The sequence below is a fragment of the Streptomyces zaehneri genome (assembly GCF_032248645.1).
Classification (GTDB): Bacteria; Actinomycetota; Actinomycetes; order Streptomycetales; family Streptomycetaceae; genus Streptomyces; species Streptomyces coriariae.
This window is the reverse complement of record NZ_JASTTJ010000007.1, coordinates 267,617-294,264: the sequence shown is the minus strand read 5'-3', so window position 1 is coordinate 294,264 and position 26,648 is coordinate 267,617. Positions and strand designations below refer to the sequence as shown.

Genomic DNA, 26,648 nt, shown 5'->3' with positions numbered 1-26,648 from the left:
GCCTGCTGATGTCCGTGGTCGACCGCCAGGAGTGGGACGTCGTCGTGGTCGGCGCGGGAGGCGCCGGACTGCGTGCCGCCATCGAGGCACGCGAACGCGGCGCCCGCACCGCCGTCATCTGCAAGTCGCTGTTCGGCAAGGCGCACACGGTGATGGCCGAGGGCGGCATCGCGGCGGCGATGGCCAACGCCAACGAGCACGACAACTGGCGGGTCCACTTCCGCGACACCCTGCGCGGCGGCAAGTTCCTCAACCAGTGGCGGATGGCCGAGCTGCACGCCCGGGAGGCCCCGGACCGGGTGTGGGAGCTGGAGACCTGGGGCGCCCTCTTCGACCGCACCGAGGACGGCCGGATCTCCCAGCGCAACTTCGGCGGCCACGAGTACCCGCGCCTCGCGCACGTCGGCGACCGCACGGGTCTGGAACTGATCCGCACGCTCCAGCAGAAGATCGTCTCGCTCCAGCAGGAGGACCACCGCGAGACCGGCGACTACGAGTCCCGGCTGAAGGTCTTCCAGGAGTGCACGGTCACCCGGGTCCTCAAGGACGGTTCCCGGGTGAGCGGGGTCTTCGCCTACGAACGCGAGACCGGCCGGTTCTTCGTCCTCCAGGCACCCGCCGTGGTGATCGCGACCGGCGGCATCGGCAAGTCCTTCAAGGTGACGTCGAACTCGTGGGAGTACACGGGCGACGGCCACGCGCTGGCCCTGCTCGCCGGTGCGCCGCTGCTCAACATGGAGTTCGTGCAGTTCCACCCCACGGGCATGGTCTGGCCACCGTCGGTGAAGGGCATCCTCGTCACCGAGTCGGTGCGCGGCGACGGCGGGGTGCTCAGGAACTCCGAGGGCGAGCGGTTCATGTTCGACTACGTCCCGGACGTCTTCAAGGAGAAGTACGCCGAGTCGGAGGAGGAGGGCGACCGCTGGTACGAGGACCCGGAACACAACCGGCGCCCACCGGAACTGCTCCCGCGTGACGAGGTGGCCCGCGCGATCAACTCGGAGGTCAAGGCGGGCCGCGGCTCCCCGCACGGCGGGGTCTTCCTGGACGTGTCGACGCGCATGCCCGCCGAGGTCATCAGGCGCCGGCTGCCCTCCATGTACCACCAGTTCAAGGAACTGGCCGACGTCGACATCACGGCGGAGGCCATGGAGGTCGGGCCGACCTGTCACTACGTGATGGGCGGCATCGCCGTCGACTCCGACACCGCGGCCGCCCGCGGCGTGCCCGGACTGTTCGCGGCCGGCGAGGTGGCCGGCGGGATGCACGGCTCCAACCGGCTCGGCGGCAACTCCCTCTCCGACCTGCTGGTGTTCGGCCGCCGGGCGGGACTGCACGCGGCGCAGTACACCGCCGGGGCCGGTGCGCGGCGCCCTGCGGTGGACGACGAGCAGGTCGACGCGGCGGCCGCGGAGGCGCTGCGGCCGTTCTCCGCGGAGGGCCCCGGGGACCGGAAAGACCACGCGCCGGAGAACCCGTACACCCTCCACCAGGAACTCCAGCAGACCATGAACGACCTGGTCGGCATCATCCGCCGCGAGGGCGAGATGGCACACGCCCTGGAGAAGCTGGCCGAGCTGCGGGTACGGGCGTGGCGGGCCGGGGCCGAGGGACACCGGCAGTTCAATCCCGGCTGGCACCTGGCGCTCGACCTGCGGAACATGCTGCTGGTCAGCGAGTGCGTGGCCCGGGCGGCGCTGGAACGCACCGAGTCGCGCGGCGGGCACACCCGCGAGGACCACCCGACGATGGACCGCGCGTGGCGCAACGTCAACCTGCTGTGCGCGCCCGTCGACCCCGTCGACGGCCCGGCGGCGACGGACCCCGTACGCGGCCGGATCGCCCTCACCCGCGAGACCACCGAACCCATCCGCCCCGACCTGCTCGCCCTCTTCGAGAAAGAGGAGCTGGTCAAGTACCTCACCGAAGAGGAGCTTTACGAGTGAGCAGCTACGAGGCCCGCTTCCGGGTGTGGCGGGGCGACATCGAGGGCGGCGGCCTGAAGGACTTCGCGGTCGAGGTCAACGACGGTGAGGTGGTCCTGGACATCATCCACCGCCTCCAGTCCACCCAGGCGCCCGATCTCGCCGTCCGCTGGAACTGCAAGGCGGGCAAGTGCGGTTCGTGTTCCGCGGAGATCAACGGGCGGCCCCGGCTGCTGTGCATGACCCGCATGTCGGTGTTCGACCGCGAGGAGACCATCACCGTCACGCCGCTGCGCGCCTTCCCGGTGATCCGCGATCTCGTCACCGACGTCGGCTTCAACTACCACAAGGCGAGGGAGATTCCGGCGTTCGTGCCGCCCGAGGGGGTCGGCGCGGGCGAGTACCGGATGTTCCAGGAGGACGTGGACCGTTCGCAGGAGTTCCGCAAGTGCATCGAGTGCTTCCTGTGCCAGGACACCTGCCATGTCGTCCGCGACCACGAGGAGAACAAGACGGCGTTCGCGGGCCCGCGCTTCCTCATGCGGGTCGCCGAACTGGACATGCACCCGCTGGACGCGGCCGAGGAGAGCGGCCTGGACCGCAGCCGCACGGCCCAGGACGAACACGGCCTCGGCTACTGCAACATCACCAAGTGCTGCACGGAGGTCTGCCCCGAGGGCATCAGGATCACGGACAACGCGCTGATCCCACTGAAGGAACGCGCGGTCGACCGCAAGTACGACCCGCTGGTGTGGCTGGGTTCGAAGATCAGGAGGCGCTCGTCGTAGACGTCGGGGGCAGCCGGGGCGCGCGTCCGGGACGCTGGGCGAGCGCCTGGACGGCGAGCCCGGCGAGGTTGACGGCCATTCCGACGGGCGGGACGTACAGGTTGACCGCCAGGTCGTGCGAGCCCATCGGGCCCAGGAACATGAAGAGGCCCAGACCCAGGGCGCTCATCAGGGCGCCGACACCCCACAGTCGCGGCCGCAGCACCCGCTTGCGGCCGAACGGCGGCACCCACTCGCGCGTGACGGCCGCGACGCCGACCACCGCCATGACCGTCACACAGACGACGGCCGTGACCACCAGACTCCAGTGCAGCATGCGCTCATGATCCCACCCGGGCCGCGCCGAAGGGAGGGGTGCGCCGGATCCGCCGGCCTACCGGACTGCCGGCCTACCGGACCCAGCCCTTCTCGTACGACGCCCAGTCCTGTTCGGTGGCCGCGAAGTCCACGTATGCCGCGACGCCGAAGTTCTCGCGGTCGGCGTCGGTGCGGGACAGCCCCAGCCGGACGCCCCGGACGGCGGCGGCGACGGTCTCGGCGTGATTCCAGTGGCCGAACCGGTTCTCGTGGTAGAAGGGCAGGCCCATCAGGAGGTCGGTGGAGGCCGGGGTGACCTCCAGGGCGAGCGAGGTCTGCTGGGCGACGTAACCGCCGTACGTGCTCTGCAGCGGCTGCATGGTGTCGTACGACATCACGGCGATCTGGTCGACGCGGCGGGCGACCTCGCCGAAGAACTTCTGCGACCACCACTTGGGGTGGCCGGTGGTCGTGCCCCAGAAGGAGTGGAAGCCCGGGACCGGGTCGATCTGGTGCGCGGCGACGGAGAGTTGGGCGTTCCGGGCCTTGGTGACGGCGCGCAGGTCGTCCAGGAGGCCGAGGTAGTCGCCGTCGCCCGAGTGCAGCGGTTCGAGGTCGAAGTGGGCGCCCTGGAAGCCTGCGGCGAGGATCTCGCGGGTGGACCGCACGACCGCGGCGCGGGTCTCGGCCCGCTCCAGCCGCATGCCGTTCGGGCTCTCGCTGGCGAGGACGTCGCCGAGCCAGGCCTGGACGCGGAGCTTCGGTGCTTCCCGGTGGACGGCGGCTATGAACCGGGGCGCGCCCGCGTACGCCGACGCGGGAAGCGTGCCGTCGTGCTCCAGGGGGCCGGCGTGGACGTACAGGTCGCGGATGCCGGTCTTCCGAAGCCGGTCGGCCAGGGCCCTGACGTCGGCGTCGGTCTTGCGGCCGTCGACCCAGGCGTGGCCCAGCCAGATGGCGTCCTTGCCACGGGTGTACGTGCCGTCGGCCGGGTCGCCGAGGTAGTTCAGGCGGAGGGCCGTCTGGGCGGCGAGGACCGGGACGAGCAGCAGCAGGACCAGAGCGAGGACGGTGCGCCGCACCAGCCGTCCGCGACGCCGTCGCGGAGGGGCCGTCTCCGCGCCGGGACCGTCGTCGGTCCTGTTCCCCCCGGCGCCGCCGGCGCCACCCGTGCCTCCGGAGCCGCCCGCGGCACTCTCGTCGTCCACCGCACCGGACCCGCCCGCCGCCTCGCCCGTCCCCGACCGCGGCTCTACCTCCGACGCCCCGCTCACGCCCGCCCCCGACCGCGGCTCTACCTCCGACGCCCCGCTCACGCCCGCCCCCGACCGCGGGTCTACCTCCGGCACACCGCTCACGCCCGTCCCCGACCGCGGCTCTGCCTCCGACGCCCCGCTCACGTCCGTCTTCGTCTTCGTCCGACCCGGTGGCCGTTCCATCGCGGTTCCCCCTCGCGTGTCGTTCCGCCCCACCGCACCCGTGTCGGGTGCATCCCGGTCGCGTGGCCGTAATCGCGGCCATACGCTCCCAAATGTGACCTCTTCCTTGCACCGGGGCCGGCCGCGGCGTGCCAAGTCGCACATATCCGTGCGGGTGGCGCATGCCGTGCTGGGCGGTGTGGTCGGGGTCGTGTGGCTGGTGTTGCCAGTGATGACGTCCGGTGGCGACGCTCCGGTTGCGATCAAGAACCCGGCGCCCGGCGCGAGCGCCGCCGTGGCCGCGGACGACGAGAGGTCCACCATCGATCTGGTGCTGCCGCTCGTGGCGGTCGGCACGGCCGGGGCGATCGCCGGATACGGGTACCTACGACGCGTTCGCCGTACCCGCGTCCGGACGACTCCCGGCGCGGCGGGCAGCCCACCGCCGCCGAGGTCGTCACCACCCCTCGCCGCCCTCGACGAGCAGGCCGGCGCGGCGCTGGTCGAGGCCGACAACCGGGTCCGGGCGGCACGCACCGAGCTCGGCTTCGCCGGGGCACTGTGCCCGGCGGAGGACCTGGAGACCTTCCGCCGGGCCGTCCGCGAGGCGGAGAGCGAACTCGCCGCCGCGTTCCGGATGCGGCAGCGCTACGACGAGGGCGTGCCGGCGGAGGAGGCTGCCCGGGAGCACGCGCTCGCCGGGATCGTCGGACGGTGCGCGGAGGCCGGACGGCGGCTGGACTCCGTGGCCGTGGAGTTCGGGCGGCTACGGGGACTGGAACAGGGGCTGGGTGAGGCCTTGGGGGTCGCCGAGGGCCGGTTCCGGGAGCTGGCGGGGCGGGCGGGGGCCTCGCAAGCGGTGCTCGCCGGACTCCGGGACCGGTACGCGCCCACGGCCACCGCCTCCGTCACCGGGAGTGTCGAACAGGCCAAGGACCGCCTCCTGTTCGCCACCGTCCGGCTGAACCAGGCCCGCCAGTCCGCCGATTCGGGGCGACCGGAGCGGGCGGCCCGGCAACTGCGCGCCGCCGAGGGCGCCGTCGCCCAGGCGGCCGTCTTCGTCGACGGGGTCGACCGGCTGGCCGCGGAGCTGCGGTCGGCCGAGCAGACCGTGCCGGCCGCCCTCACGGGCGCGGAGGCGGAGCTCGCCTGGGCCAGACGTCGGGCGGACCCGTCGGCGCGACCGCGGCCGGCCCCCGGACCGGCGACCCCGCGCCCGGCCGAGCCCCGCCCCGACGCGAGCGCGTCGCCCGGTGCCGCCGGGACGACCCCGGGCGGGTTCGAGGTCCGGCTGCTGCACGTCGACGCCGTGCTCGACTCCGTGCGGCAGGAGCTGACCGGCGGTCAGCCCACGGACCCGGTCGGGGTGCTGCGTCGGATCGTGCGGGCGACCGCGACGGTCGCCTCGGGGCGGGCCGGGGTGCTGCCGGCCGCCGCGCTGATCATCGCCCGCACCGCCACCGCCGCCGCGGCCGACTTCGTCGCGACGCACCGGGGCGCGGTCGGTGCCACCGCGCGCACCCGGCTGGCCGAGGCGGAGCGGCTCCTCGCCACGGGCGACCCGGCGGACCGTCCGCCCGCCGACCTCCTCGCCCTGGAGGCCCGGGAGCTGGCCGAGCGCGACGTGCGCGCGCACGGGAACCCGTACGTGGGTGCCGTCGGCGCCGAGGAGACGGCCGGCACCGGCGGGGCCGTGCTCGGCGGCATCGTCCTCGCCGAGGATCCCGAGGACGGGACGCCCGCGGGCCTCGCCGGCCCGGCCCGGCAGGGCCCGTCCAGGCGCGGCGCGGCCCCGAGCGAGCACGAGTGACCGGCGCGACGGGCCGCGGGAAGGTCCGCGACAGCTCCGGAACAGCCGCGGAACAGCTGTGAGACCGGCCCAGGACCGGTTCGGAACGGGTTCGGAACAGGCTCAGCAACGCCTCCGCAGGGTCCGCCTGACCCGTCTCGCCGTCCGGCATCAGAACAGGCTCAGCAACGCCTCCGCAGGGTCCGCCAGGCCCGTCTCGCCGTCCGGCAGCGGAAGTTCGAACCACACCGTCTTGCCGCGGGGAGTGCGGCGCGAGCCCCAGGCCGCCGACAGCAGGCCCACGAGCTGGAGACCCCGGCCGCCCTCGTCGGTGTCCCGGGCGCGGCGGCGGCGCGGCTGGACGAGGCCCGCGTCCCAGACCTCGCACACCAGCGTGCGGTCGAGGAGCAGCCGGAGCCGGATCTCGCCCTCGCCGTACCGCAGGGCGTTGGTGACCAGCTCACTGACCAGCAGTTCCGTCGTGTCGACGAGCGGTTCGAGGTCCCAGGCCAGCAGCTGGCCGCGGGCGTGCTCCCGGGCCCGGCCCACACTGCGCGGCTCGCGCGGCAGGGTCCAGTCCCCGACCGAGTCGACGGGCAGGCCCTGCACGCGTGCCATCAGCAGCGCGATGTCGTCCTCGCCGTGGTGCGAGTCGAGGGTGTTGAGGACGTGGTCGCAGACGTCCTCCAGCGGGCTGGAGGGGTCGGTGAGGGCTCCGACGAACGCGTTGAGGCCCTCGTCCAGCGGATGGTCGCGCGACTCGACCAGCCCGTCCGTGTAGAGCGCCAGCAGGGCGCCTTCGGGGAGATCGACCTCCACCTCCTCGAAGGGCTCGCCGCCGACGCCGAGCGGGAGGCCGGGCGGCACGTCGAGCATCAGGGCCGGCTCACCGGGTTCGACGAGCACCGGCGGCAGATGGCCGGCGTTGGCGAACGTGCAGCGCCGGGTCACCGAGTCGTAGACCGCGTACACGCAGGTCGCGAGGTACACCTCGGACAGGTCGGCCTCGCGGGGACGGCGGGCGGCCCGGGTGGCCTGCTGGACGCCTCCGGGAGTGCCGAGACCGCGCGCGATCTCGTCCAGCGCGGAGAGGACCTCGGCCGGTTCCAGGTCCAGCAACGCCAGCGTCCTGACGGCCGTGCGCAGTTCGCCCATCGCGACCGCCGCCCGCAGACCGCGGCCCATGACGTCGCCCACCACCAGCGCCGTGCGGTGGCCGGGCAGTTCGATGACGTCGAACCAGTCGCCGCCCACCTCGCTCGGACGGCCGGTGGAGGCGTTGCCCGGCAGATAGCGGCAGGCGATGTCCAGGCCCGAGGCCACCGGGTCCCCGGGCGGCAGCAGCGACCGTTGCAGTATCAGCGCCCGTTCGTGCTCCCGCCGGTACAGGCGCGCGTTGTCGATACAGACGGCCGCCCGCGCCGCCAGCTCCACCGCCAGATCGCGGTCCCGGTCGCCGAACGGCTCGCTGCCCTTCGTCCGGGAGAACTGGGCGAGGCCGACGACGGTGTCGTGGGCGACCATCGGGACGGCGAGGGTGGACTGCACGAGGCCGCCCTCCTCACCGGGGATGGCCTGCGGGCGGGCCGTGCGCAGGGCGTCCGCGCAGGGCGAGTTGAACGGGAAGTGATGGACCGCGCCGACCGCGACGGGCGCGCCGGCGCCGGGGAAGGGAGCGTCGGAGACGGCGGAGGAGAAGGCGACCCGGCGCAGTTCGGCGCTGCCGTCGGCGAGACCGGGCGGGGTCTCGTCGCCGGCCAGGAGGCCCTGGTAGAGGTCCACGGTGGCGAGGTCGCAGAAGCCGGGCACGACGACGTCGAGGAGTTCGCGCGCGGTCGTCTCCAGGTCGAGGGAGTTCCCTATGCGGGCGCCCGCCTCGTTCAGCAGGGCGAGATTGCGCCGTGCGGCGGCGGCCTCGCGGGCGGCGGCACGACGGGCGGTGATGTCGGTGCCGAGCCAGGCGACGCCGATGGGCCGGCCGGTGCCGCCGTGCACGCGGTAGAGGTTGATCGACCAGTGCCGGCGCTCGTCGGAGCCCGGCACGAAGCCGGTGACGTGCATGTCGGTGATGGAGTCGCCGGTCTCCAGGACCCTGCGCAGGGTCGCGCTGACCCGGTCGGCCTCGGGCCGGGGCAGGTAGTCGTGGACGCCCTTGCCGCGGTGGTCGTCCGGGGTGCCGCCGAAGATCGAGGCGAACCGGTGGTTGGCGCGGCGGACCCGCAGGTCGGGGTCGATCAGCAGGAAGCCGAACGGGGATTGACCGAAAATGGCCTGCGAGGCGGCGAGGTCGGTCTCGATGCTGCGGAGCGTGCGGACGTCGACGACGATGCAGACGGCGGCCTTCTCGCCGTCCAGGCTGCGCGTCGGCATGACGTAGACCTCGGCGAGGCCCTTCTCACCTCGGCCGCCGCCGGGCACCGGGTCCGGCATCCGGAACGGCACCACGCCGGTCCACTCCCGCCCGTCGAGGATCTCGGCCATCTTGCGCTGGCCGCGTTCGCGCAGGTCGGGGTCGACGAACGCGTCGATGGGGTCCATGCCGACGGCCCGGTCGGCGGGGATGCCGAAGATCTGCTCGGCGCGCAGGCTCCACTGGTCGACGAGGCCGTCGGGGCCGATCGAGAACGAGGCGACCTTGATGTAGTCGTAGATCGAACCGGGCGGACTGCTCTGCCACATGGCGTCACCTGGCGTCGCCGCCTCGCCCGGGCCGTCGGCGAAGCCGTGCGCGGCATCGGCGGCGAGCGCACCCGCGGCCTTCGCCCTCGCGCCGCCCGACGGGTCCTCGGACTCCGTGGCCTTCGCTGGTATCTCGCTCACGCGAACCGTCCCCTCCAGCTCACCGCGTCCGGCACCGGTCACCGGCGGCGGCTGCCCGCAGTATCCAGCACTACGGGTCCGCACGACACGATGTTCACGATCACAGCACGGTCCAGGCGTTTTTTGGCCCGTCCCGCGACAACACTTCCAGTCTTCTAACCAGCGGACACGCCATCGAACCACCTCTTCCGGGACCGTTCGGAGACCGGAACCGAACGGGCGACACCGCGAGCCCCGCTGTACACCGGCTCATCCCCGCGGGGCGCCCCGTCAACCCGACACCGCGAGCTCGAACCAGACCGTCTTGCCGGTGTTCCCGGGCCGGGTGCCCCAGCGGCGCGAGGAGGAGGCCACCAGCTGCAGTCCGCGCCCGCTCTCGTCCTCGGGCTGGGCGATCCGCTCGCGGGGCGGGTCCGGCAGCGGGTCGGAGACCTCGACCAGCAGGACGTCCGCCAGTCCGGCGGGGCGGACCAGACGGAGGCCGATGGGGCCGGTCGCGTGCCGCAGGGCGTTGGTCACCAGCTCGCTGACCAGCAGCGCCGCGATGTCGCTCAGGCTGTCGAGGCCCCAGCCGTGCAACTGGCCGCGGACGGCACCGCGGGCAGTGCGCACCGCACCGGGGTCCGCGGGGAACGTCCACTCGGCGCATGCTCCGTCGGTGTCGATCACGCCGATCACTTCCCGGGCCAGCGAGTACACCCATGTCCGGTTTCGTGGGGTTAATGGCCACATACCCGGTATTCGGCAGGCAGTACCGCAGAGCGCGGCGCACTGTGGCACGAACGGCGTACGCGGCGACCGGCCCCGGCCGAAGCGCCCCCGGATCGGCCCCACCACCACCCGACGCGCCCCCGGCCCGGCGGCTCCCCGATCCGGCACCCCTCGGTCCGGCACCCCTGGGTCCAGCGACCCTCGGCCCAGAGGCGCTGGTTGCGCGAGCCCCGGTTCAACGGGACCGGTTCGACGGGACCGGTTCGACGGGACCGGTTCGACGGGACCGGTTCGACGGCGCTGACCCATCGGCCCCGATTCGGTGGGCCCCGGCCCTGCGGCTCCGGTTGCGCGGGCCCCCGTCAAGCGGCGCGGGTCCAGCGGCGCTGGTTGCGCGGATCCCCGTGCAGCGGCGCTCGCGCGGGCCTCGGTTCAGCACCGCTGGTTCGGCGAGGCCCGGTTCAGGGGGTCTCCGGTTCAGCGGGCTCCGGTGCCGAGCTTCGAGAGTGTCTCGCGCACCGCGGGCACGTCCTGGTCCAGCCAGTCGACGTCCCAGATCTCGGCGGGGGCGAGCCAGCGCAGGGCGTCATGATCCTGGAGGGGCTCGGGAGCGGCGGAGCCGGGGCGCAGCCGGGCGGTCCACACCTGGAGGACGTAGGGGGACCTGAGCGGCCACTCGCCGGGGACGCGCTCGACGGTCTCGGCCTCGACGCCGAGTTCCTCGCGCAGTTCGCGCACGAGGGCGGCCTCGGGCGCCTCTCCCTGCTCGACCTTGCCGCCGGGCAGTTCCCAGCGGCCGGCGAGTTCCGGGGGTGCACTGCGGCGCGCGGCGAGCAGGCGGCCGGCGTCGAGCAGAGCGGCTCCCACCACCACGATCCGTTCCGTCATGTGCCGGAGCCTACGGGACCGCACGGAACGTCAGTTCAGGGTGCCGTCCCCGTTCTGTGCCTGGGCCTGCGCCTGGCCCTGGCTCTGGCCGATGCGCTCGACCCAGTAGAGCTGCTTGTGGCCGCGACTGTCGAGGCTGTCCGCGATCTTCTGGGCCTCGGCCCGGGTCGCGTACCTGCCCACGCGGTAGCGATTGCCGTTGTCGTCCTGCCGTATGACGAGCCAGGGCAGGGAGATGGTGCTGTCGTTCATCGAGCCCCACGCCCCCTTCTCGTCCCGGCCCGCCCGGATCCCGTCCGCGGCACGCCGCGCGCCCCGCCCTCTGAGGAAACCGCAATCCGCATATGCCCGAGCGTACGCCTTACCTTCACGCACCGAACACGACTTTGCACAAAGAGGTACGCAACCAGCCAAGACGCAGGGGGCGCACGAGGCCGAACGCGCCGTGCGCGCGCCGCGATGCGTCCGGTCGGCGGGCTGCTGGGCACCAACGGGACGACCTGCGGGAACAACCGGAAACGACCGGATTCCGACGGCGCGCGGGCGGGCTCACGGCGGGCGGATACCGGGGGCAACTGCCGGAAGGGTGTGCGCCGCCCAGGGGGAATGCGCTACCGCCCCGGACGACACCCCGCCCCCACCGCTTCACCCACACCGCCGGGGGCGGACCCCGCCTCGCGCCGGGAGACGCTCCCGGCGCACTCCGGCGGTTGTCCGGCGGTTACTTCACCGGCAGGTGGTAGGCGACCCGGTAACGGTCGGCCGGGATCACCACGTCGGCCGTCTCGACCGGGCGGCCCGAGGCGTAGTACGTGCGCTGGACGACCAGGACGACGTGCCCCGGCACGCCGCCGAGGGAGTGAAGCTCCTCGGCGAGACCGGGCCGGGCGCCGACCTCCTCCGTGACGTTGTCGACGATCACGTCGATGGCGCGCATCCGCTCGACGACGCCCATCCCGCCGAGCGGGCCCTCCTCGGGCAGCATGACGGGGGTGCGGCCGGTGACGGCCAGGGGCTCCCAGGAGGTGGAGAGCATCATCGCCTCGCCGGCCTCGCGGAAGACGTACCTGGTGCACATCACGCGGTCGCCGGACGCGATGCCGAGCCGCTCGGCGACGCAGACGCCCGCCTCGACCTGCTCGCTGCTGGACTCCCAGGTCCCCCGTGTGTGCGCTTCGGCCTGCTCCTGCCGGAACGGCGTGGCGCCGCTCACGGGGCGGTAGCCGGAGCGGGCGATCCGGCGCGGCACGGGCCGCTCGCGCACGTAGGTGCCCGAACCGGAGCGGCCCTCGACCAGCCCCTCGGCCATCAGCACCTTGCGCGCCTCGAGGGCGACGGTGTCGGAGACCCCGTACTCCTCCCGGATTCTCGCCTGCGAAGGGAGCCGGGTGTGCGGCGGCAGCGACCCGTCGGCGATCTTCTTGCGGAGATCACCCGCGACACGCAGATACGCCGGCTGCTCACCGAATGTCACTGGCCACTCCCATCAGGTTGTACAGACAGCTACAGCCTGGCAACCGTGGGTTGTACCGTGCAAGTAAAGGCCAGAGAATCACTCGATGTGATGACAAGATCCCGGGAAACGCTTTACCCAGGCACTTTCTCCCCGCTGCGGACGCGATCACACATCCAGACCGCTGTCGCTGTCGCCCCCGCCCGCGCCTCCGCTCCCGCTGTCGGAGTCCTCGTCGTAGGCCGGCGGGGTGGTGGCCAGGCCCAGAGCCATGCGGGCGGTGACGGTGGTGGCGCCGTCGACGTACGCGTAGGCCTTGTCGTAGTGCTCGTAGAAGCCGTCGGCGTCGGTCGCCTTCTCCGCCGCCGCCCACTCCTTCGCCGCGTCCCGCATGTCCTTCACCAGGGCGGCCACGGGCGCTTTCCGGGTCTCCGTCTCCCAGAGGCGCGAGCCCAGCCGGTCCGCCTGATCGCCGGTCACATCGCCGGTGTCACCGGCCCAGGTGCGGTTGCTCGCGAGGTCCTCCTCGGCGTACTCCTCCGGCTCCTCGAAGAGGACGTCGTCGACGGCGGCCATCGCCTTGAGGAAGGCGAACTGGTCGGCGTCCAGCGTCGACGCGTCGGCTCGCAGCGAGCCGGTCAGGGTGCCCTTCTCGTCCACGTTGGCGAAGACACAGGTGATCTCGCGGTCGCCCCAGCTCCAGCTGTCCGCGGTGGGCGTGAGGTAGTAGACGTCGACCTCGTCGGTCAGCACCCAGGGGTCCATCGCGTAGGCGTCCTGGAGCGTGTAGCACTTGTCGTCGGCCACGTCCGTGACGTGGTCGTCGCCCGGGAAGCTGTCGCCGGTCAGCGGGACCGTGGCGAACACCTCGGCGTCGTGCTCGCCGGAGCAGTCCACCTCGTCGACGTCGTAGACGTCCTCGTCGAAGGTCTCACCCGGCACGTCGAAGCAGTCGCCCTTGGCGAGCGCGAAGCTGGAGTTGCCGCTCGCACCCTCCTTGAAGCCGTCCCAGAAGTCGGAGGCGCCGCCGGTGGACAGCGCGAGGACCCACACCGCGAGTCCGACCGAGGACAGGACCGTGCCCACGATCGCCATCGCCTTGCCGCGCTCCCCGCGCTTCCTGATCTGCACCAGGGCGATGATCCCGAGGAGCAGCCCGACGCCCGGCAGGAAGCAGAGCAGGCCGAGGACGAGGGCGGCGATGGCCACACCGTTGACCGGCGAGGGCCGGCCGTAGGGGCTGTAGCCCTGGCCCCAGGCGGGATACGGCACCGCGCCGTACGGGGCCTGCGGGTACGGCGCCTGCGGGTACGACCCCATCGGCCCCGGACCCATCGGCCCCGGACCCATCGGACCCGGACCCATCGGACCCGGACCCATGGGGCCCTGCGCTCCCTGCGGGCCGTACGGCCCCTGGGCGTACGGGTCCTGCGGGGGCGGGGCGAACGGGTCCTGCGGGTACGGGCTCTGCGGCTGCGGAGGCTGGTACGGGTCCTGGGGCTGGTGCGGCCCGGGAGGCGGGGGTATGGACACGAGTACCGTGCTCCTGGTTCAGACGGTTCAGGCAGTTGTACGACTGCGCGCATCGTAAGCGCGGCACGACCAGGGGCGGAACGGAGATTCGCTTCAGACGGCCGCGCCCGCCTCCTCGGCGAGCAGCTCCCGGGTGCAGTCCCGGATCAGGCTGTGGAAGGAGAACCGGGCCGGGGTGTCCTCCCGGATCAGGTTGTTCTCGATCAGTGCGTCGAAGTGGTGTTCCACGTCCCCGGCAGGCAGCCCCGTGACGAGGGCCGCGTGCGCGATGTCGTAGGAGGCGGACGGCTGGAGGCTGATGAGCCTGCTGAACCGCCTTTCGGGCGCGCTCAGATGGTCGTAGGACACCCGCAGGACGGCCATCAGGTCACGGTCGGCGGTCTGGAGACAGCGGGCCCGCTGCGCCGGGTGCGCGAGGCGCTCGACGAGGTCGGCGACGGCCCACGCCGGACGGTCGCGCAGCCGGGTCGCGGCGATGCGCAGGGCCAGCGGCAGCCGGCCGCACAGCTCCACGGCCTGCGCGACCTGCGCCGGCTCGCGCCGCGCGCGCGGCTCTCCGACGATCCGCCGGAACAGCGTCACGGCGTCGGCGGGCGGCGGCACGTCGAGGCAGAGCGGCAGGGCGCCGTCCAGGGCGGTGAGCTTGCGCCGGCTGGTCACCAGCACCAGCGTGCCCCCGGTGCCCGGCAGCAGGGGCGTGACGTGGGCGCTGTCCGCCGCGTCGTCGAGGACGACCAGGCAGCGACGGCCCGCCAGACGTGAGCGCCACAGGGCGCTGCGCTCCTCCAGGCTGGGCGGGATCTCCTGCGCGGTGAGGCCGCTCGCCTGGAGCAGGACGGCGAGCGCCTGCTCGGTCGGCACCGGCGACCGGGTCGCGCTGAAGCCGTGCAGGTTGATGAAGTACTGCCCGTCCGGGTAGAGCTCGGTGACCCGGTGGGCGAGGCGCACCGCGAGCGTCGTCTTGCCGACCCCGCCCATGCCGTCGATCGCCACCATCACCGGCGAGCCGCCCGGCTCCTGCGCGGCGACGGCCGACAGGGTGGCCAGTTCCGCGGTACGCCCGGTGAAGTCCGTGAGGTCGTGGGGCAGGTAGTGCCTGCCGTTCCCGGGCGGTGCGGAGGGTCCCGTCCCGCGGTCGCCGGACGGCTCGGCGCCGCCCGCCGCGAGGGCGGGTCCCCCCGAGCCGTGCAGGTCCGGGGAGTCGGCGAGGATCTCCGCGTGCAGGGCGCGCAGCCGGGGGCTCGGCTCCAGGCCGAGTTCGTCCACCAGGAACCGCCGGCCCTCGTCGTAGACCGCGAGGGCGTCGGCCTGCCGGCCGCTGCGGCACAGGGCGATCATCAGACTGCCGCGCAGGGCCTCGCGCAGCGGGTACTCCGCGATCAGCGCGTGCAGTTCCCCGACGAGGGAGCCGGTCTCGCCGAGCTTCAGGCGCAGTGCGACGAGGTCCTCCAGGGCGGTCAGCCGCTGCTCGGCCAGCTTGACCGCGGCGCCGGAGACCGCCGGGCACTGGATCCCGGCGAAGGCCTCGCCGCGCCAGAGGTCCACCGCCGACTGGAGCAGCCGGACGGCCTCGGCGTACCGGTTCTCGCGCTCCGCCACCTTGGCCGCGCGCACCCGGCCGGCGAACCGGTGCGCGTCCACGGCGTCCTCGGGTACGACCAGGCGGTAGCCGACGTCCACGGTGACCAGGCTGGTGTCCGACGCGGAGAGGATGCGGCGCAGGTCGCGGATCGCGTTGTGCACCTGCGGACGGGCCGACGACGGTGGGTCCTCCCACAGTTCGTCCACCAGGGCGTCCATCGGAACGACCCGGTTGGCGTTGAGGAGCAGCAGGGCGAGGAGCCGCTGTTGCCGCATACCCCGGACGCGGATCGGGATGCCCGACTCACGCAGTTCCAGAGATCCCAGGACCAGGAATTCCATTTCTTCTGTCCCCCGATGTCTTTCAACTCGGTTCAGCACATGCCCCCGTGAATGTTCAGGGGCCCCAGGTGACATCGCCGTCGGTGTGGTCCCCCGCGGTGGTGCGGAGGTCACTCTCGACGGCGTGCGTGATGTTCTTCGGAGAATCCGTGACGGTCACCGTCATCGCCATTCCGCCGAGAACGATCAGCGCGGCGGCGACGATTTTGGAGACACGGGTGCCCTGCATGGATTTTCTCCTCGATTGAGAGAGCGGATTTCCGGAGCGAATACTTCCGGACTGTTCAGCGGACTCTTCGGTGAAGTCTTCGGCGGCTTTCGTTCCGTCGATGGCTCAACTCTGCTCGGCGGGCGGGCCGGAGGGAACAGCAGACGGCTGGACGGAATGTGCAGCGGCCTAACCCGTCCACCCCGACCTGGGGAAACGCGAGGCTCACGCGTCCCACCAGGGGCCGGGCACCAGGACGGCCCCGGAGGTCACGACGCCGTAGCCGAGCAGGTCCGGATGGTGTTCGACGGCTCGCCGCGACAGCCGCGCGGCGCTGTCCTCGGCCGCGGCCAGGGAGTCGGCGAGGAGGAAAAGGCCCAGCGTGAGGCCCTCACCGGCGTGCGCGTGCACGGAGACGTGTTCCAGGCCGTCGCTTTCCTCGGCGCACGAGGAAACGATCGCCGCCAGATCAGGCCGGGCGGACTCCTCGGCAGGGGCGCGCAGGCGCACGTGGATGAGATACATGTCTTCATCTTCGGCGCTGTTCAGCAGCCGTGGACCGGCTCACGGTGGACGCTTTGTGCCATGGCATGAAGCGCCATACGGAAGGAAGCCGAAAGCCGCCCCGGAAGCCGTCCTCGAATGGGAGGGAAGCGCCTCGCGCCGGCCGGGATGCGGTGCGGTCCTCACTCTGGCACCACAGATGGTTGAAAGCCGAGCTATTGGCCGGAACCGTCCTCCGTGCCGCCGAGCCGCCATCGGCAGTTCAAGGTCAGTAAGCTCGGGGGCGCTAAGTTTCGAACACAGTGTGTGCAGTGTGTGACAGCAACAGGGGGACTGCATCATGTTGGAGGTTCTGGGACTGGATGCCGAGGCAGAAGCCATCTACCGGTGGATGCTGGCCAATCCACTGGAGGGCATCATCGTCCTCGTGTCCCGGCTCGGGCTGCCGGAGGAACGGGTCCGCGCGGGGCTGGACCGGCTCAGCGAACTCGCCTTGATCCAGCCATCGGCCCGCAAGGGCATAGGGTTCCGGGCCGTCGGCCCGGAGACCGCCATGGAGGTGCTGCTGGCGCGCCAGCAGGCGGAGTTGGCGGCGCAGCAGATGCGCGTGGAGAAATCCAGAGCGGCGGCGGCCCAACTGATCGCCGAATGCTCCTCGCTACGACCACGGGGCATCGACAGCGATTCCGAACAGCTGGACGGCCTGGAGGCGATCCGGGAACGGCTCACGGAACTGGCCCAGGCGGCCCAGGTCGAGGTCGCCACGTTCGCGCCGGGCGGCGCGCACCGGGCCGAGGACCTCCAGGCCAGTCGCGCCCCCAACTCCGCCCTCCTCGACCGCGGGGTGCGGATGCGAACGGTCTATCTCGACAGTGTGCGCAACCACCAGCCCACGCTGGACCACGTCGGCTGGCTGCACTCCCGCGGCGGGCAGGTCCGTACCGTGCCCGAACTGCCGGTCCGGATGATCATCTTCGACCGGTGCAAGGCGGTGCTGCCGGTCGACACGAGCGACGCCCGGGTCGGCGGGGTGGTGCTGAGCGGGGCGGGGACGGTCGCGGCCCTGTGCGCGCTCTTCGAGGGCGTGTGGAACACCGCGACAGCGCTGGGCAGTACACCGAAGTGCGAGGCGAAGGGCATGCCGCCGCAGGAGCGTGCCGTGCTCAAGATGCTCGCCCAGGGCTATACCGACGAGGCCATCGCCAAGCGCCTCGGCGTCTCCCCGCGCACGGCCCGGCGCACCGCCGCCACCCTGATGGAACGCCTGGACGCGCGCAGCCGCTTCGAGGCGGGGGTGCACGCCGTCCAGGACGGCTGGCTGCCCTCCTCGCGCTGAGCGCCGCACCGGCACGGGCACCGGCGCCTCATACCGGGCGGTCGCCTCGGGCCCTGTCGTCGCATTCCCGCCCGCCGCGCCCCGGGCGCGGACGGCGAAGGTGCGACGACAGGGCCCGTACGGTCACGCGGGCACCGCGCCGGCGCGTGCCTCCTTGCGGTCGGCGAGGAGCAGGGCCAGGGCGGGGAGCAGGGTGACGGTGTAGATCGCGAGGACCCAGGTGAAGGAGTGGGCGAAGGCGCCGGGCACCAGTCCGTGGCGCTCTCGGGCCGCCTGCTCCAGGACCACCGTGACCACGGCGAGGGCCACCGTGCCGCCGATCCGCTGGATCAGGTTGAGCTGGGCGGAGGCGTCCGGGATGGACTGCGGGCGGATCGACTGGAAGGCACGGGTCATCGCCGGCACGATCGTCAGTCCGGTGCCCAGGCCGCGCACCACGAGGCTCACGCACAGCAGCACGTACGAGGTGTCCGAGGACAGCGTGGTCAGCGGCACGGTCGCCAGCATCGTCAGGGTGATGCCGACGACGACGGTGCCGCCACCGCCGAGCCGTTTCATCAGCACCCGGCACAGCCAGGCCGCGGTGACCACACCGAGGCCTCCCGTGGACATCAGCAGACCGGTGGTCACGGCCGTCTCGCCGCGGGCGGTCTCGAAGTAGAGCGGGATGAGCATCATCGGCGAGTACAGGACGAAGCCCAGGCAGAAGATGTTGATCGCGGCCGTCCGGTACACGCGGTGGGCGAACAGGCGCACGTCGAGCAGCGGGTGGGCCGCGCGCAGTTCCCGTACGACGAACACGGCACCGCTCGCCACGGCGAGGACCAGCGGGAACAGGAAGGCCGCCCGCCCGTCGAGGGCGTGGTCGGAGAACTCGTGCACGGCCAGTACGGTGCAGACCGTGCAGGCGGCCGAGGACACCAGGCCGATCACGTCCAGCGGCTTGGCGGCACCCTCCCTCGGGCGGTCCGCGGGGACCCGGCGCAGGGTGACGTAGAGCAGGCCGGCGCAGAGCGGGACGTTGACGACGTACACCGCGGACCATCCCCCGGCCTCTACCAGGAGGCCGCCGATCGTCGGGCCCAGCAACGGGCTGATCAGCATGACGCTGCCGTTCAACGACTGCACCCGGCCCAGGTGTTCGCGGGGCACGCCGCTGGTGAGCAGGATCGTCGACGCGGGGGTGAGCACACCGGCGGCGGCGCCGGCGACCCCGCGGGCCGCGATCAGCTCGGGCAGGGTCTGGCTCGCCGCGCAGGCCGCCGAGCCGAGCGCGAACAGCAGGATCGCGGCGGCGAAGACGCGCCGTACGCCGAACCGGGTGGCCAGCCAGCCGGTGGCCGGCATGGTGGCGGCCAGCGCCATCAGATAGGTGGTCACCACCCACTGGACCTGGCCGATGGAACCGAACCTGGCCGTGGTCTCGTGCAGGGACACGTTGACGATGGTGGTGTCGAGCAGGGCGAGGAAGCCGCCGGTGATGGCCGCGGCCATCGTGACGAGGGCGGGGCCGGAAGCGGCCCGCGGAGGGCTCGGCGCGTCCTCTTTGGTCTGTTCGGTCAGTGCCATGGGTGGGCGTCCTTAGCAGGGCGATGAGGTCAACAGGGCAATGGGCCGGGGCGGTTCGCGCCGGTCGGCGCGTACCGGTCGGCGCGTACCGGTCGGCGCGTACCGGTCGGCGCGCCTCGGTCAGTTCGGGGCAGGCGGCTCGCGCCGGTCGGCGTCCGGCTGCCGGAGGCCTGGTGGAGCGGGCCGGTCAGGGTGTGTCGGTCAGCGCGTGCTCGATGTCGTCGAGGACCGCCCCGGCCGCCTCGCGGGCGCCGGGGCGCCTGCGGCAGGACAGGGTCACTTCGGTCTCGTCGCCGACCTGGCAGGTGCTCAGGAACATCTCGGCGTAGGGCACGAGCATCGGCAGCGTGGTGAAGCCGGTCGGCCGGAACCGGTCGGTGCGCAGTTCGGCGGTGTCGATCCGGCCGTGGTCGGAGATGATCGCCGTGCACGGGAACCGAGTGCCGTCCAGTTCCTGGGCCTCGCGCAGCGAGTTGGCGAAGGGATTGCTGCGCAGGAAGTCCCCCTCCAGCGCGGCCACCTCGCGCTTGCCGAGCAGGGCCCGGACGACCTGGCCGTGCAGCCGCTTCCAGCTGTCGTCCCGGTGCAGGTCCAGCACCAGCCGGGAGGTGAGGTTGGCGGTGGAGCGGACCGTACGGTCGTGGCGGCGCAGGTCCACCGGCACGATCAGCCGGCCCGTCTCGCCGCCCAGCCGGCGGGAGAGGGCGGCGGCCACCCGGGCGGTGACCGCCGACGGGGCCGCCCGCACCCGGCGCCGCACCCAGAGCGGGGCGCCGTCGGCCGGTCCCTCGCCGAGGATCGCGGGCAGGCCCTCCAGCCGGGCGGGCGGCTCGGCGGGCGGCACCTTCCCGGCGGCCGTCCGGAAGTGGGTGTCGTCGACGACGGACGCCGCGCCGACCGGCTCCTCGCCGCGCAGCACCCGGAACACGTCGGCGATCCACTGCCGGAGCCCGCGGCCGTCGGTGACGATGTGACTGGCCCGGACGACCAGCCGGGCCGACGGCCCCGCGACGAGCCCGACCTCGCAGACCGGGCCGGTGACGACGTCCAGGTCGCGGTGGAAGAAGGGGGCGTCGAAGCCGGTTCTCTCGGGGAGTTCCGTGACGGGCGGGAGCGAACCGTCCGCCCGCCAGGCCGCGCCACGGCGGTGGACCGCCAGGCCGGGGCTCGCGAGGGTGGCGGAGCGTACCGCGTCCCGCAGGGCGTCGGGGTCGATGCGCCCCTCGCCCTCCACGATCATCTGGATCAGCTGCGGGGTGCCGGTGGCCGCGGCGTTCAGGTAGCCGCGCTCGATCTGCGAGATACGGCGGGTATAGGGCCGTACGGCGGCCGCCGTGGCTGTCATGCCGGCTCCAGGGTCGGGGTGTGCATACGGACGGGGGCGGGGGCGTCGGCCGCGAGGGCCAGGTGCATCGCCGGGGCCACCGTCGTCGAACGCACCCGGTACGCGCCCACGTTGGTGGGCCGCCAGCCCGGCCGCCACGCGGGCAGCCGGACCCCGGCGAAGGTCTCCTTGGTGACGTGCGAGGCCTTGATGAGCGCCTCGCACTCGGCGAAGTCCCGGATCTCGGCGGGCTGCCGGCGGCCGAGCAGGGTGCCGAGCCACCGCATGGCGGCGGGACGGTCCCGCTCGTCCTGGAGGTCCACCCCGAGGTGCACCGGACCGGCCGACAGGGCCACGGCGCTCCAGCCGTCGCAGTGCGCGACCGAGGCGGTGAGGTGGTGGGCCGGGACGTACCAGCGCTTGTGCACGTCCCTCGTGAGGTCCCGCGCCCCGATGTCGAGGCCGTACACCCGGGCCACGGCCTCGATGATCAGCGAACGGCCGGAGGCGTCGAGGCGGTGGCCCATGCGGTCGCGGGGAAGGTGCGGGTGACGGGTGACCAGGCAGTCGATCGGGGCGGGTCGCGCCGCGCCGCGCACCACCGGATCCATCACCAGCCCCAGCAGCGCCCCCATCACGCCTCCGTGTCGAACACGGCCGCCGCGTAGCTGCCGCCGTAGGCGAAGCTGGAGAGCAGCAGCCTGCCCTGCCGGGTCGGGGCGGTCAGCGCCGCCACCAGGCCCAGGGCGCCCGCGCTGCCGTAGGTCTCCCCCAGCAGGGCCTTGGGAGTGATCGTCGGGCGGTCGACGAGGCCCGCGAGGCGCAGGGCCCGGGACTGGGCGGTGTCCACCAGGCTGTAGCCGGAGGCCGCCGAGACGACGGTGTCGATCTCGTCGGGCGTGACGCGGGCCTCGGCCATCGCGCCGCGCAGCGCCCGCGCCCAGGCCTCGCCGTCGCGGCCGATGCGGCCGATGCCGGCCGACTCGCCGGAGGCGCCGTAGCCGCGCACCTTCGCCAGGACGTCCGCGCCCCGGGACGAGGCCGACCGCTCGCTCTCCAGGAGGACGGCCGCCGCGCCTTCGCTGAGCACCATGCCGCTGCGGCCGCCGGGGACCACCGGTCCGCAGCGCGCGTAGCCGGGGAGGCCGGCCTGGGTGGCCAGTGCCTGCTCGGGGAACTCGTCGGCGATCACGACCATGATCCGGTCCGCCATGCCGCGCGCGATGACCCGGGCGGCGAGCTGGAGGGCCAGGACGGAGCTGGTGCCGCCGTTGGCGATCGTCGCGGTGTAGCCGCGGTAGCGGTGCAGCATCGCCACATGGCCGGCGGCCGCGTTGACGACGGTGTTGGCGAACAGCGCCGGGTTGGCGCCGCTGATGCCCTGCTGGAGGACGCCCTTGTGGAACTGAAGGACCGAGGTGACCGGTCCGTAGCCGGTGGCGAAGACGATGCCCGTGCCCTCGGCCTCGGCCCGCGAGGGCTTGCCGTGCCGCCCGTAGAGGTCGGCGACCGCGGCGGCGGCCAGCAGGCTGAGCGGGTCCATCCGGCGGGCCCGGCTCGGGTTGATGCCCCGGGACGCCGACTTGACGTCCACCCGGCCGACCAGCACGTCGCCCACGCCCCGGACGTGTTCGGTGGCGGTGAAGCAGGCGCGTTCGCCGTCGAGGGCGGCCACCAGGTCGGCGGTGTTGCCCGCGCCGCCCGCCAGTCCCGCGACTCCGGTGACGACGACCTCGTGGACCTGCTCGGTGCGGCGCGGGGCCGAACTCGGGCGGCCCGGCCGGTTGAGGACGACGGAGGCGTTGTTGCCGCCGAAGGCGAAGGAGTTGGAGATGACCACCTCGGGACGGGCCCCGGCGCGGCCGGCGTCCGGGATGACATCCAGGCCGAACGGCTGTGCCACGCCACGGGTGTTGACGGTCGGCGGCAGGGTGCCGCGGTCGATGGCCAGGGTGCTGACCACCGCCTCGACCGCCCCGGCCGCGCCGAGGGTGTGGCCGAGGATCGACTTGGTGGAACTGGCCGGCGGCACCGAGGAGCCGAACAGCAGCTTCACCGCCTTCGGTTCGGAGGCGTCGTTCGCCGGGGTGCCCGTGCCGTGCAGGTTGAGGTAGTCGACGTCCCTCGGGGTCAGACCCGCCGTGTCCAGGGCCTGGGCCATGGCGGCGCAGGCACCCTTGCCGCTCGGGTCGGGGGCGGTCTGGTGGTAGCCGTCGCAGGAGAGGCCGTAGCCGCCCAGCTCGGCGAGGACCCGGGCGCCCCGGGAGGCGGCGCGGTCCGCCGACTCCAGGACCATGAACCCGGCCCCCTCCCCGAGGGTCAGGCCCGTGGACGCCGACATCGGCGAGCACGGCTCCGGGTCGAGCGCGCCCAGGGCGCTGAACCCGTACGCCGAGAGCGAGGCGAGGGGGTCGACGCCGCCGCAGATCACGTGGTCGACGTCCCCCTTCCACAGCAGCTCGGCCGCGTAGCCGAGGGCCACGGCGCTGGCCGCGCAGGCGTTGGACAGGACCACGCGCGGGCCGCGCAGGTCGAACTCGGCGGCGATGTAGTCGCCGACGCAGGGCAGTTGGACGGCGGCCGCCCGCTCCGCGTCCAGCTTCCCCTCGTGGACGAGGTCCGCGTGGACGCTCTCCAGCGTGGGCATGGCGCCGAGGCTGGAGCCGACCACGACCGCGACCCGGTCCCGGTCGACGGTGTCCAGGTCGAGCCCGCTGCTCTCCAGGGCCTCCCGGATGGCGGTGGCGGCGAGGCCGTAGCAGCGGTCGACGTCGGCCGGCTGCTCGCCGGTGACCATGCCGGCCCACTCGGTCAGCAGCTCGGAGGTGTCCATGAGGGTGTTGGTGCGGATGCCGGAGGTGCCGGCCGCGATGGACGACCAGCCCTTCTCGACGTCGTCACCGGCGCCGGTGATCAGTCCCAGGCCCGTCAGGGCGATTCTCGGCGTGGACATCAGGCGATCCGGGTGGTGAGGGAGCGGGCGATGACACGGGGCAGGGTCACGGTGCGCAGCGGGCGCTCGGCGGCCTGCTCGTCCCGGGCGGCCAGTTCGAGGCCGGAGACCCAGAACGGGGCGTCCAGCAGGGCGAAGACGAGCTCCTCCTCCGGGTTGGCGGAGGGCGCCTGCCACAGGACCGTGCCGATCTCCCGGCCGCCCGCCGTCACCTGCGTGCCGGCCGTGAACCGGCTGTCCGCGGGGGCGGCCAGGGCGGTCAGCCGGGCGGTCTCGGCGGTGGGCCTGACCAGGTCGTCGGAGCCGCGGAACTCGCCGATCCGGTTCCAGTCGATCATCCAGGACAGGTCGGCCTCGTCGACCGAGAGACCGGCGAAGCCGGCCGCGTAGACGGCCATGCCGGCCTCGGCCTGGACCCGGGCGAGGCCCTCGTCGCCGACCGGCGCGCCGCCCTCCTCACGGACGGCGGCCAGCACGGCCCGGTGCGCGGCCTCGGGGGCGTTGCTGATGAGCAGGTAGCCGTACTCGCCGGTGGTGCCGACACGGGCCAGGTGGGCGAGCGCCGCCGGGTCGTCGGACAGCGCGGCCTCGGTGACGGCGTGCAGGGTCAGGCCCGAGATGTCGAAGTCGACGAAGCGCGCCGCGACCGACCAGGCCGTCGGGCCCTCGAACGCCGTGGCGGCCCAGCCCTCCGGCTCGATGTCGACCTCGACGCCCTCGGGGACGTCCAGCCCGTCGAGGTAGCCGCGCAGCTCGTCGGCGCTGACCCGGGTGCGGGGCAGCAGCCAGGCGTCCTCGCCGATCTCGAAGTGCAGCAGGATCGCGAACGGGGTGCCGTCGGCGTTCAGGGCGAGCACCTCGCGGACGGAGTCCGGCTCGACGAAGTCGCCCGACCTGGCCAGGACCTGGTCGAGCAGCGAAAGCCGCTCGTCGCCCGAGACGCGGACCAGCGGGGCGTCGATCCGGTAGGCGCCGATGGTGGTGCGCACGGTGGCGTAGTCGTCCGAGGCGGTACGGAGGGCGGAGACGGTGGTGGTGGTCATGGTGTGGCGTTTCCTCTCGAAAAAGAAGTGATGGAAGGTGGTTCAGGACCGGGTGGGTTCGCTGTGCACGGCCAGCTGCCAGGCGCTCGGCCGACGGGCCGGGGACACGCAGCCGATGAGCAGGCCGGAAGGGGTCGCACGCAGGACGAGTTCGGCCTGCGCGCACGCCCCGTCGGCGGGCCGGCAGTCGAGCCAGCTGCCGTCGGCGAGCCGTACGGTGGCCGCGGTGGCCCAGATCTGGCGGAAGCCGGCCGAGCCGAGCTCCCACCGGGTGCCGGCCGAGTCGAGCAGCACGGTGGTCTCGCGCGGGGTGTTCGGGGTGAGCCAGAGGACGATCTCCTCCTCGCTGTCCGGGGCCTGGATGTCGGCCCGGACGGGCTCGGCGGTGTCCTCGGGGGCGGTCAGTTCCCAGCCGATCCGCTCGCGCGGGGCGAACAGGCCGAGCGGGTGCTTCTCCTCCCAGGCGGCCGGCCGCACGCCCCAGCCGAGACCGCTCGCGCGGCCGAACCGGCTGTTCTCCGCGGTGACCCACATGCCCGCCGACCAGCGGGGGTTGTAGCCGAAGACCCGGGTGCGCGGGTACGGGCTGCGCAGGACCTTGGTGGCGCCCTCCTTCCACGAGGTGACTCCGGCGGCGGAGGCGGTGAGCTCCAGCCGGCGGACGGCGCCCGGCTTCGGGACGGTACGGGCGGGCCGTACGGCTTCGGTCCCCGCTTCCGTCCCCGCGTCGATCCCCGCGTCGGTCCTTGCCCCGGTCCTCGTGTCGGTTCCCGCGTCGGTCTTCGCGTCGGTCTTCGCGTCCGCCGGGCGGAAGTCGGTCCGCAGCCGGGCCACTCCGTCCGGGCCGGCCGCCAGGCCGCGCTCCAGCAGAGCGCTGTGGATCAGCCGGACCGGCTCGCGGACCGGCAGCCCGACGCCCCACGAGGTGCCCCGCCAGGCGAGCTCGGTGCCGGCCGGGACCACCTGGGAGGCGGCGACCGCCTCCGAGGCGTCGCGGACACCGAGGCCGAGGCCGATCGGGTGGCGTTCGCCGTCCGGGTGGACGAAGGTGCCCTGCCGCAGTCCGACCGTCTGGAAGATCCGGCCGGGGCTGCTGGTGAAGGCGAAGTCCTGCCGCAGGGTGCCCTCGGTGAGGGTGACCGTGCCGACGACCTCGTCCTCGCCGCACCGCTCGGTGACCCGGACCCCGTTCTCGACGGCGACGATGTCCAGGTCGCGGGGCTCGCCCTCGCGCCAGCCGGCCGGGCGGTCGGCCCGGCAGCTGGGCCAGGTGGAGACGAACAGCGGGCCGTGGTGGCCTTCGGCCAGCACCGACAGCGTGCCGTCGTCGCCGTCCACCTCGCAGACCAGCCCGCCGGAGCCGAACCGGTGCGGCTCCGGCCGCCGCGGTGCGCGCACGTGGTACGGCGGTTCGGTCAGCCGCAGCGCGCGGGCGGTGCCGTCGGGCCCGGTGACCTCCGCCTCGCGGACGACGCCACGGTCGACGTCGACGCTCGCGGTGATCCGGAACCCGCCCAGCGCCAGGTGGTAGTCGACCGTGCGGACGCCGTCCACCAGCCGGACGTCGGAGCGCAGTTCGTCGTCCCGGGCCTCGGTGACCGTGCCGAAGCTGTTCAGTCCCCCGAGGGCCGACCTGACCTCCGGCCCCAGGTCCGCGAACACGCTGCGCAGGACCAGCGGGATGTAGTTGTGCAGTTCGACGTTGCCGTCCTCGCCGGGCACGGTCCGGCCCACGGAGACGCAGCCGACGCGCCGGTAGAGCTTGAACGCGACGCTGTTGGCCGGGTTGACGGTGAGCCGGAGCACGAGGCAGCCGGACCGCACCATCCACTCGACGGCCTCCGTGAACAGCCGGCCGGTGATGACGCCGTTGCGGTAGGCGGGGGCGACGAAGAACATGTCGGCGATGAGCTCACCGGCGCGGGCGGAACGCCGGCCGGTGTTGTGGAACAGGCCGAAGGTGCCCACCACACGCCCGCCGTCCACGGCCACGAGGAACGTTCCCGTGTCCCGTTCGGCCAGCTCGCGCTCCAGCTCGTCACCGGTGATGCCGCCCGCTACCGGGTTGGGGTTGTCGCGGTGGCGGTTGTAGAGCGCCGCGATGTCATGCGCGTCGCCCTCCTGGTACGGGCGGATCGTGATGGACATGCCTCACCTCCTTTTCTT

At 73.1% G+C, this 26,648-nt stretch carries 21 protein-coding genes; 4 read left to right on the top strand and 17 right to left on the bottom strand.

Annotation, left to right across the window (positions count from 1 at the left end):
* Positions 1 to 8: 8 nt before the first annotated feature.
* Positions 9 to 1,946, top strand: coding sequence for a fumarate reductase/succinate dehydrogenase flavoprotein subunit (locus tag QQM72_RS14815; RefSeq protein WP_314221327.1), 1,938 nt, complete (start codon positions 9 to 11; stop codon positions 1,944 to 1,946).
* Positions 1,943 to 2,713, top strand: coding sequence for a succinate dehydrogenase/fumarate reductase iron-sulfur subunit (locus QQM72_RS14810; protein ID WP_314221326.1), 771 nt, complete (start codon positions 1,943 to 1,945; stop codon positions 2,711 to 2,713). The genes QQM72_RS14815 and QQM72_RS14810 overlap by 4 nt, the downstream gene beginning before the upstream one ends.
* On the opposite strand, the gene QQM72_RS14805 is transcribed toward QQM72_RS14810, so the two are convergent.
* Positions 2,694 to 3,029: a hypothetical protein gene (locus QQM72_RS14805; RefSeq protein WP_314221325.1), complete on the bottom strand. Its 336-nt coding sequence runs from the start codon at positions 3,027 to 3,029 to the stop codon at positions 2,694 to 2,696. The two genes, QQM72_RS14810 and QQM72_RS14805, sit on opposite strands and share 20 nt — an antisense overlap.
* Before the next feature lie 73 nt (positions 3,030 to 3,102).
* Complete coding sequence (locus QQM72_RS14800) at positions 3,103 to 4,218, bottom strand: glycoside hydrolase family 18 protein (protein WP_314221403.1); 1,116 nt, start codon at positions 4,216 to 4,218, stop codon at positions 3,103 to 3,105.
* A gap of 325 nt (positions 4,219 to 4,543) precedes the next feature.
* On the opposite strand from QQM72_RS14800, the gene QQM72_RS14795 reads away from it, so the two are divergent.
* A complete protein-coding gene (locus tag QQM72_RS14795) occupies positions 4,544 to 6,238 on the top strand; it encodes a hypothetical protein (RefSeq protein WP_314221324.1) in 1,695 nt (564 codons plus the stop codon).
* Positions 6,239 to 6,388: 150 nt separating this feature from the next.
* Here QQM72_RS14795 and QQM72_RS14790 read toward each other — a convergent pair whose 3' ends face one another.
* The 9 genes from QQM72_RS14790 to QQM72_RS14750 form a co-directional block, all read right to left on the bottom strand.
* The gene (locus tag QQM72_RS14790) at positions 6,389 to 9,037 is read right to left on the bottom strand and encodes a SpoIIE family protein phosphatase (protein WP_314221323.1); all 2,649 of its coding nucleotides are present in this window, start codon (positions 9,035 to 9,037) and stop codon (positions 6,389 to 6,391) included.
* Between the two features lie 270 nt (positions 9,038 to 9,307).
* The gene (locus tag QQM72_RS14785) at positions 9,308 to 9,736 is read right to left on the bottom strand and encodes an ATP-binding protein (RefSeq protein ID WP_314221322.1); all 429 of its coding nucleotides are present in this window, start codon (positions 9,734 to 9,736) and stop codon (positions 9,308 to 9,310) included.
* Between the two features lie 489 nt (positions 9,737 to 10,225).
* Complete coding sequence (locus QQM72_RS14780; RefSeq protein WP_314221321.1) at positions 10,226 to 10,636, bottom strand: (deoxy)nucleoside triphosphate pyrophosphohydrolase; 411 nt, start codon at positions 10,634 to 10,636, stop codon at positions 10,226 to 10,228.
* Between the two features lie 30 nt (positions 10,637 to 10,666).
* Positions 10,667 to 10,888 (bottom strand): SPOR domain-containing protein, encoded by a 222-nt coding sequence (locus QQM72_RS14775; RefSeq protein WP_267018579.1) that lies wholly within the window; start codon positions 10,886 to 10,888, stop codon positions 10,667 to 10,669.
* Positions 10,889 to 11,357: 469 nt separating this feature from the next.
* Entirely contained in the window at positions 11,358 to 12,110 is a 753-nt protein-coding gene (locus QQM72_RS14770; RefSeq protein WP_314221320.1) for a GntR family transcriptional regulator, read from the bottom strand.
* Positions 12,111 to 12,257: 147 nt separating this feature from the next.
* The gene (locus QQM72_RS14765) at positions 12,258 to 13,622 is read right to left on the bottom strand and encodes a DUF4190 domain-containing protein (protein WP_314221319.1); all 1,365 of its coding nucleotides are present in this window, start codon (positions 13,620 to 13,622) and stop codon (positions 12,258 to 12,260) included.
* Positions 13,623 to 13,715: 93 nt separating this feature from the next.
* Complete coding sequence (locus tag QQM72_RS14760; RefSeq protein WP_314221318.1) at positions 13,716 to 15,545, bottom strand: AfsR/SARP family transcriptional regulator; 1,830 nt, start codon at positions 15,543 to 15,545, stop codon at positions 13,716 to 13,718.
* 55 nt (positions 15,546 to 15,600) lie between these two features.
* Entirely contained in the window at positions 15,601 to 15,774 is a 174-nt protein-coding gene (locus QQM72_RS14755) for a hypothetical protein (RefSeq protein WP_020127978.1), read from the bottom strand.
* Positions 15,775 to 15,978: 204 nt separating this feature from the next.
* Positions 15,979 to 16,278: a hypothetical protein gene (locus QQM72_RS14750; protein WP_314221317.1), complete on the bottom strand. Its 300-nt coding sequence runs from the start codon at positions 16,276 to 16,278 to the stop codon at positions 15,979 to 15,981.
* A 319-nt stretch (positions 16,279 to 16,597) separates the two neighbouring features.
* On the opposite strand from QQM72_RS14750, the gene QQM72_RS14745 reads away from it, so the two are divergent.
* Entirely contained in the window at positions 16,598 to 17,593 is a 996-nt protein-coding gene (locus QQM72_RS14745) for a helix-turn-helix transcriptional regulator (RefSeq protein ID WP_314221316.1), read from the top strand.
* Between the two features lie 123 nt (positions 17,594 to 17,716).
* Here QQM72_RS14745 and QQM72_RS14740 read toward each other — a convergent pair whose 3' ends face one another.
* From QQM72_RS14740 to QQM72_RS14715, 6 genes are all read right to left on the bottom strand, one after another.
* Positions 17,717 to 19,162 carry a DHA2 family efflux MFS transporter permease subunit gene (locus tag QQM72_RS14740; RefSeq protein ID WP_314221315.1) on the bottom strand — a complete coding sequence of 482 codons (1,446 nt, stop codon included), beginning with the start codon at positions 19,160 to 19,162 and terminating at the stop codon, positions 17,717 to 17,719.
* Positions 19,163 to 19,349: 187 nt separating this feature from the next.
* Entirely contained in the window at positions 19,350 to 20,507 is a 1,158-nt protein-coding gene (locus tag QQM72_RS14735; protein WP_314221314.1) for a hypothetical protein, read from the bottom strand.
* Positions 20,504 to 21,121: a hypothetical protein gene (locus QQM72_RS14730; RefSeq protein WP_314221313.1), complete on the bottom strand. Its 618-nt coding sequence runs from the start codon at positions 21,119 to 21,121 to the stop codon at positions 20,504 to 20,506. Before QQM72_RS14730 ends, QQM72_RS14735 begins: the two co-directional genes overlap by 4 nt.
* On the bottom strand, positions 21,121 to 23,439 hold the full coding sequence (locus QQM72_RS14725; RefSeq protein WP_314221312.1) for a beta-ketoacyl-[acyl-carrier-protein] synthase family protein: 2,319 nt from the start codon (positions 23,437 to 23,439) through the stop codon (positions 21,121 to 21,123). The genes QQM72_RS14730 and QQM72_RS14725 overlap by 1 nt, the downstream gene beginning before the upstream one ends.
* Positions 23,439 to 24,482: an aminomethyl transferase family protein gene (locus tag QQM72_RS14720; RefSeq protein WP_314221311.1), complete on the bottom strand. Its 1,044-nt coding sequence runs from the start codon at positions 24,480 to 24,482 to the stop codon at positions 23,439 to 23,441. Before QQM72_RS14720 ends, QQM72_RS14725 begins: the two co-directional genes overlap by 1 nt.
* A 42-nt stretch (positions 24,483 to 24,524) precedes the next feature.
* The gene (locus tag QQM72_RS14715; protein WP_314221310.1) at positions 24,525 to 26,630 is read right to left on the bottom strand and encodes a GNAT family N-acetyltransferase; all 2,106 of its coding nucleotides are present in this window, start codon (positions 26,628 to 26,630) and stop codon (positions 24,525 to 24,527) included.
* Positions 26,631 to 26,648 lie beyond the last annotated feature (18 nt).

What these genes read in the sequence shown, in the direction of transcription:
- QQM72_RS14815 (WP_314221327.1), top strand. Translation starts at nt 9, where the DNA reads ATGTCCGTGGTCGACCGCCAGGAGTGGGACGTCGTCGTGGTCGGCGCG.
- QQM72_RS14780 (WP_314221321.1), bottom strand. Translation starts at nt 10,636, where the DNA reads ATGACGGAACGGATCGTGGTGGTGGGAGCCGCTCTGCTCGACGCCGGC.
- QQM72_RS14760 (WP_314221318.1), bottom strand. Translation starts at nt 15,545, where the DNA reads ATGGAATTCCTGGTCCTGGGATCTCTGGAACTGCGTGAGTCGGGCATC.
- QQM72_RS14715 (WP_314221310.1), bottom strand. Translation starts at nt 26,630, where the DNA reads ATGTCCATCACGATCCGCCCGTACCAGGAGGGCGACGCGCATGACATC.
- QQM72_RS14720 (WP_314221311.1), bottom strand. Translation starts at nt 24,482, where the DNA reads ATGACCACCACCACCGTCTCCGCCCTCCGTACCGCCTCGGACGACTAC.
- QQM72_RS14745 (WP_314221316.1), top strand. Translation starts at nt 16,598, where the DNA reads ATGTTGGAGGTTCTGGGACTGGATGCCGAGGCAGAAGCCATCTACCGG.
- QQM72_RS14805 (WP_314221325.1), bottom strand. Translation starts at nt 3,029, where the DNA reads ATGCTGCACTGGAGTCTGGTGGTCACGGCCGTCGTCTGTGTGACGGTC.
- QQM72_RS14750 (WP_314221317.1), bottom strand. Translation starts at nt 16,278, where the DNA reads ATGTATCTCATCCACGTGCGCCTGCGCGCCCCTGCCGAGGAGTCCGCC.
- QQM72_RS14730 (WP_314221313.1), bottom strand. Translation starts at nt 21,121, where the DNA reads ATGGGGGCGCTGCTGGGGCTGGTGATGGATCCGGTGGTGCGCGGCGCG.
- QQM72_RS14775 (WP_267018579.1), bottom strand. Translation starts at nt 10,888, where the DNA reads ATGAACGACAGCACCATCTCCCTGCCCTGGCTCGTCATACGGCAGGAC.
- QQM72_RS14740 (WP_314221315.1), bottom strand. Translation starts at nt 19,162, where the DNA reads ATGGCACTGACCGAACAGACCAAAGAGGACGCGCCGAGCCCTCCGCGG.
- QQM72_RS14725 (WP_314221312.1), bottom strand. Translation starts at nt 23,439, where the DNA reads ATGTCCACGCCGAGAATCGCCCTGACGGGCCTGGGACTGATCACCGGC.
- QQM72_RS14755 (WP_020127978.1), bottom strand. Translation starts at nt 15,774, where the DNA reads ATGCAGGGCACCCGTGTCTCCAAAATCGTCGCCGCCGCGCTGATCGTT.
- QQM72_RS14735 (WP_314221314.1), bottom strand. Translation starts at nt 20,507, where the DNA reads ATGACAGCCACGGCGGCCGCCGTACGGCCCTATACCCGCCGTATCTCG.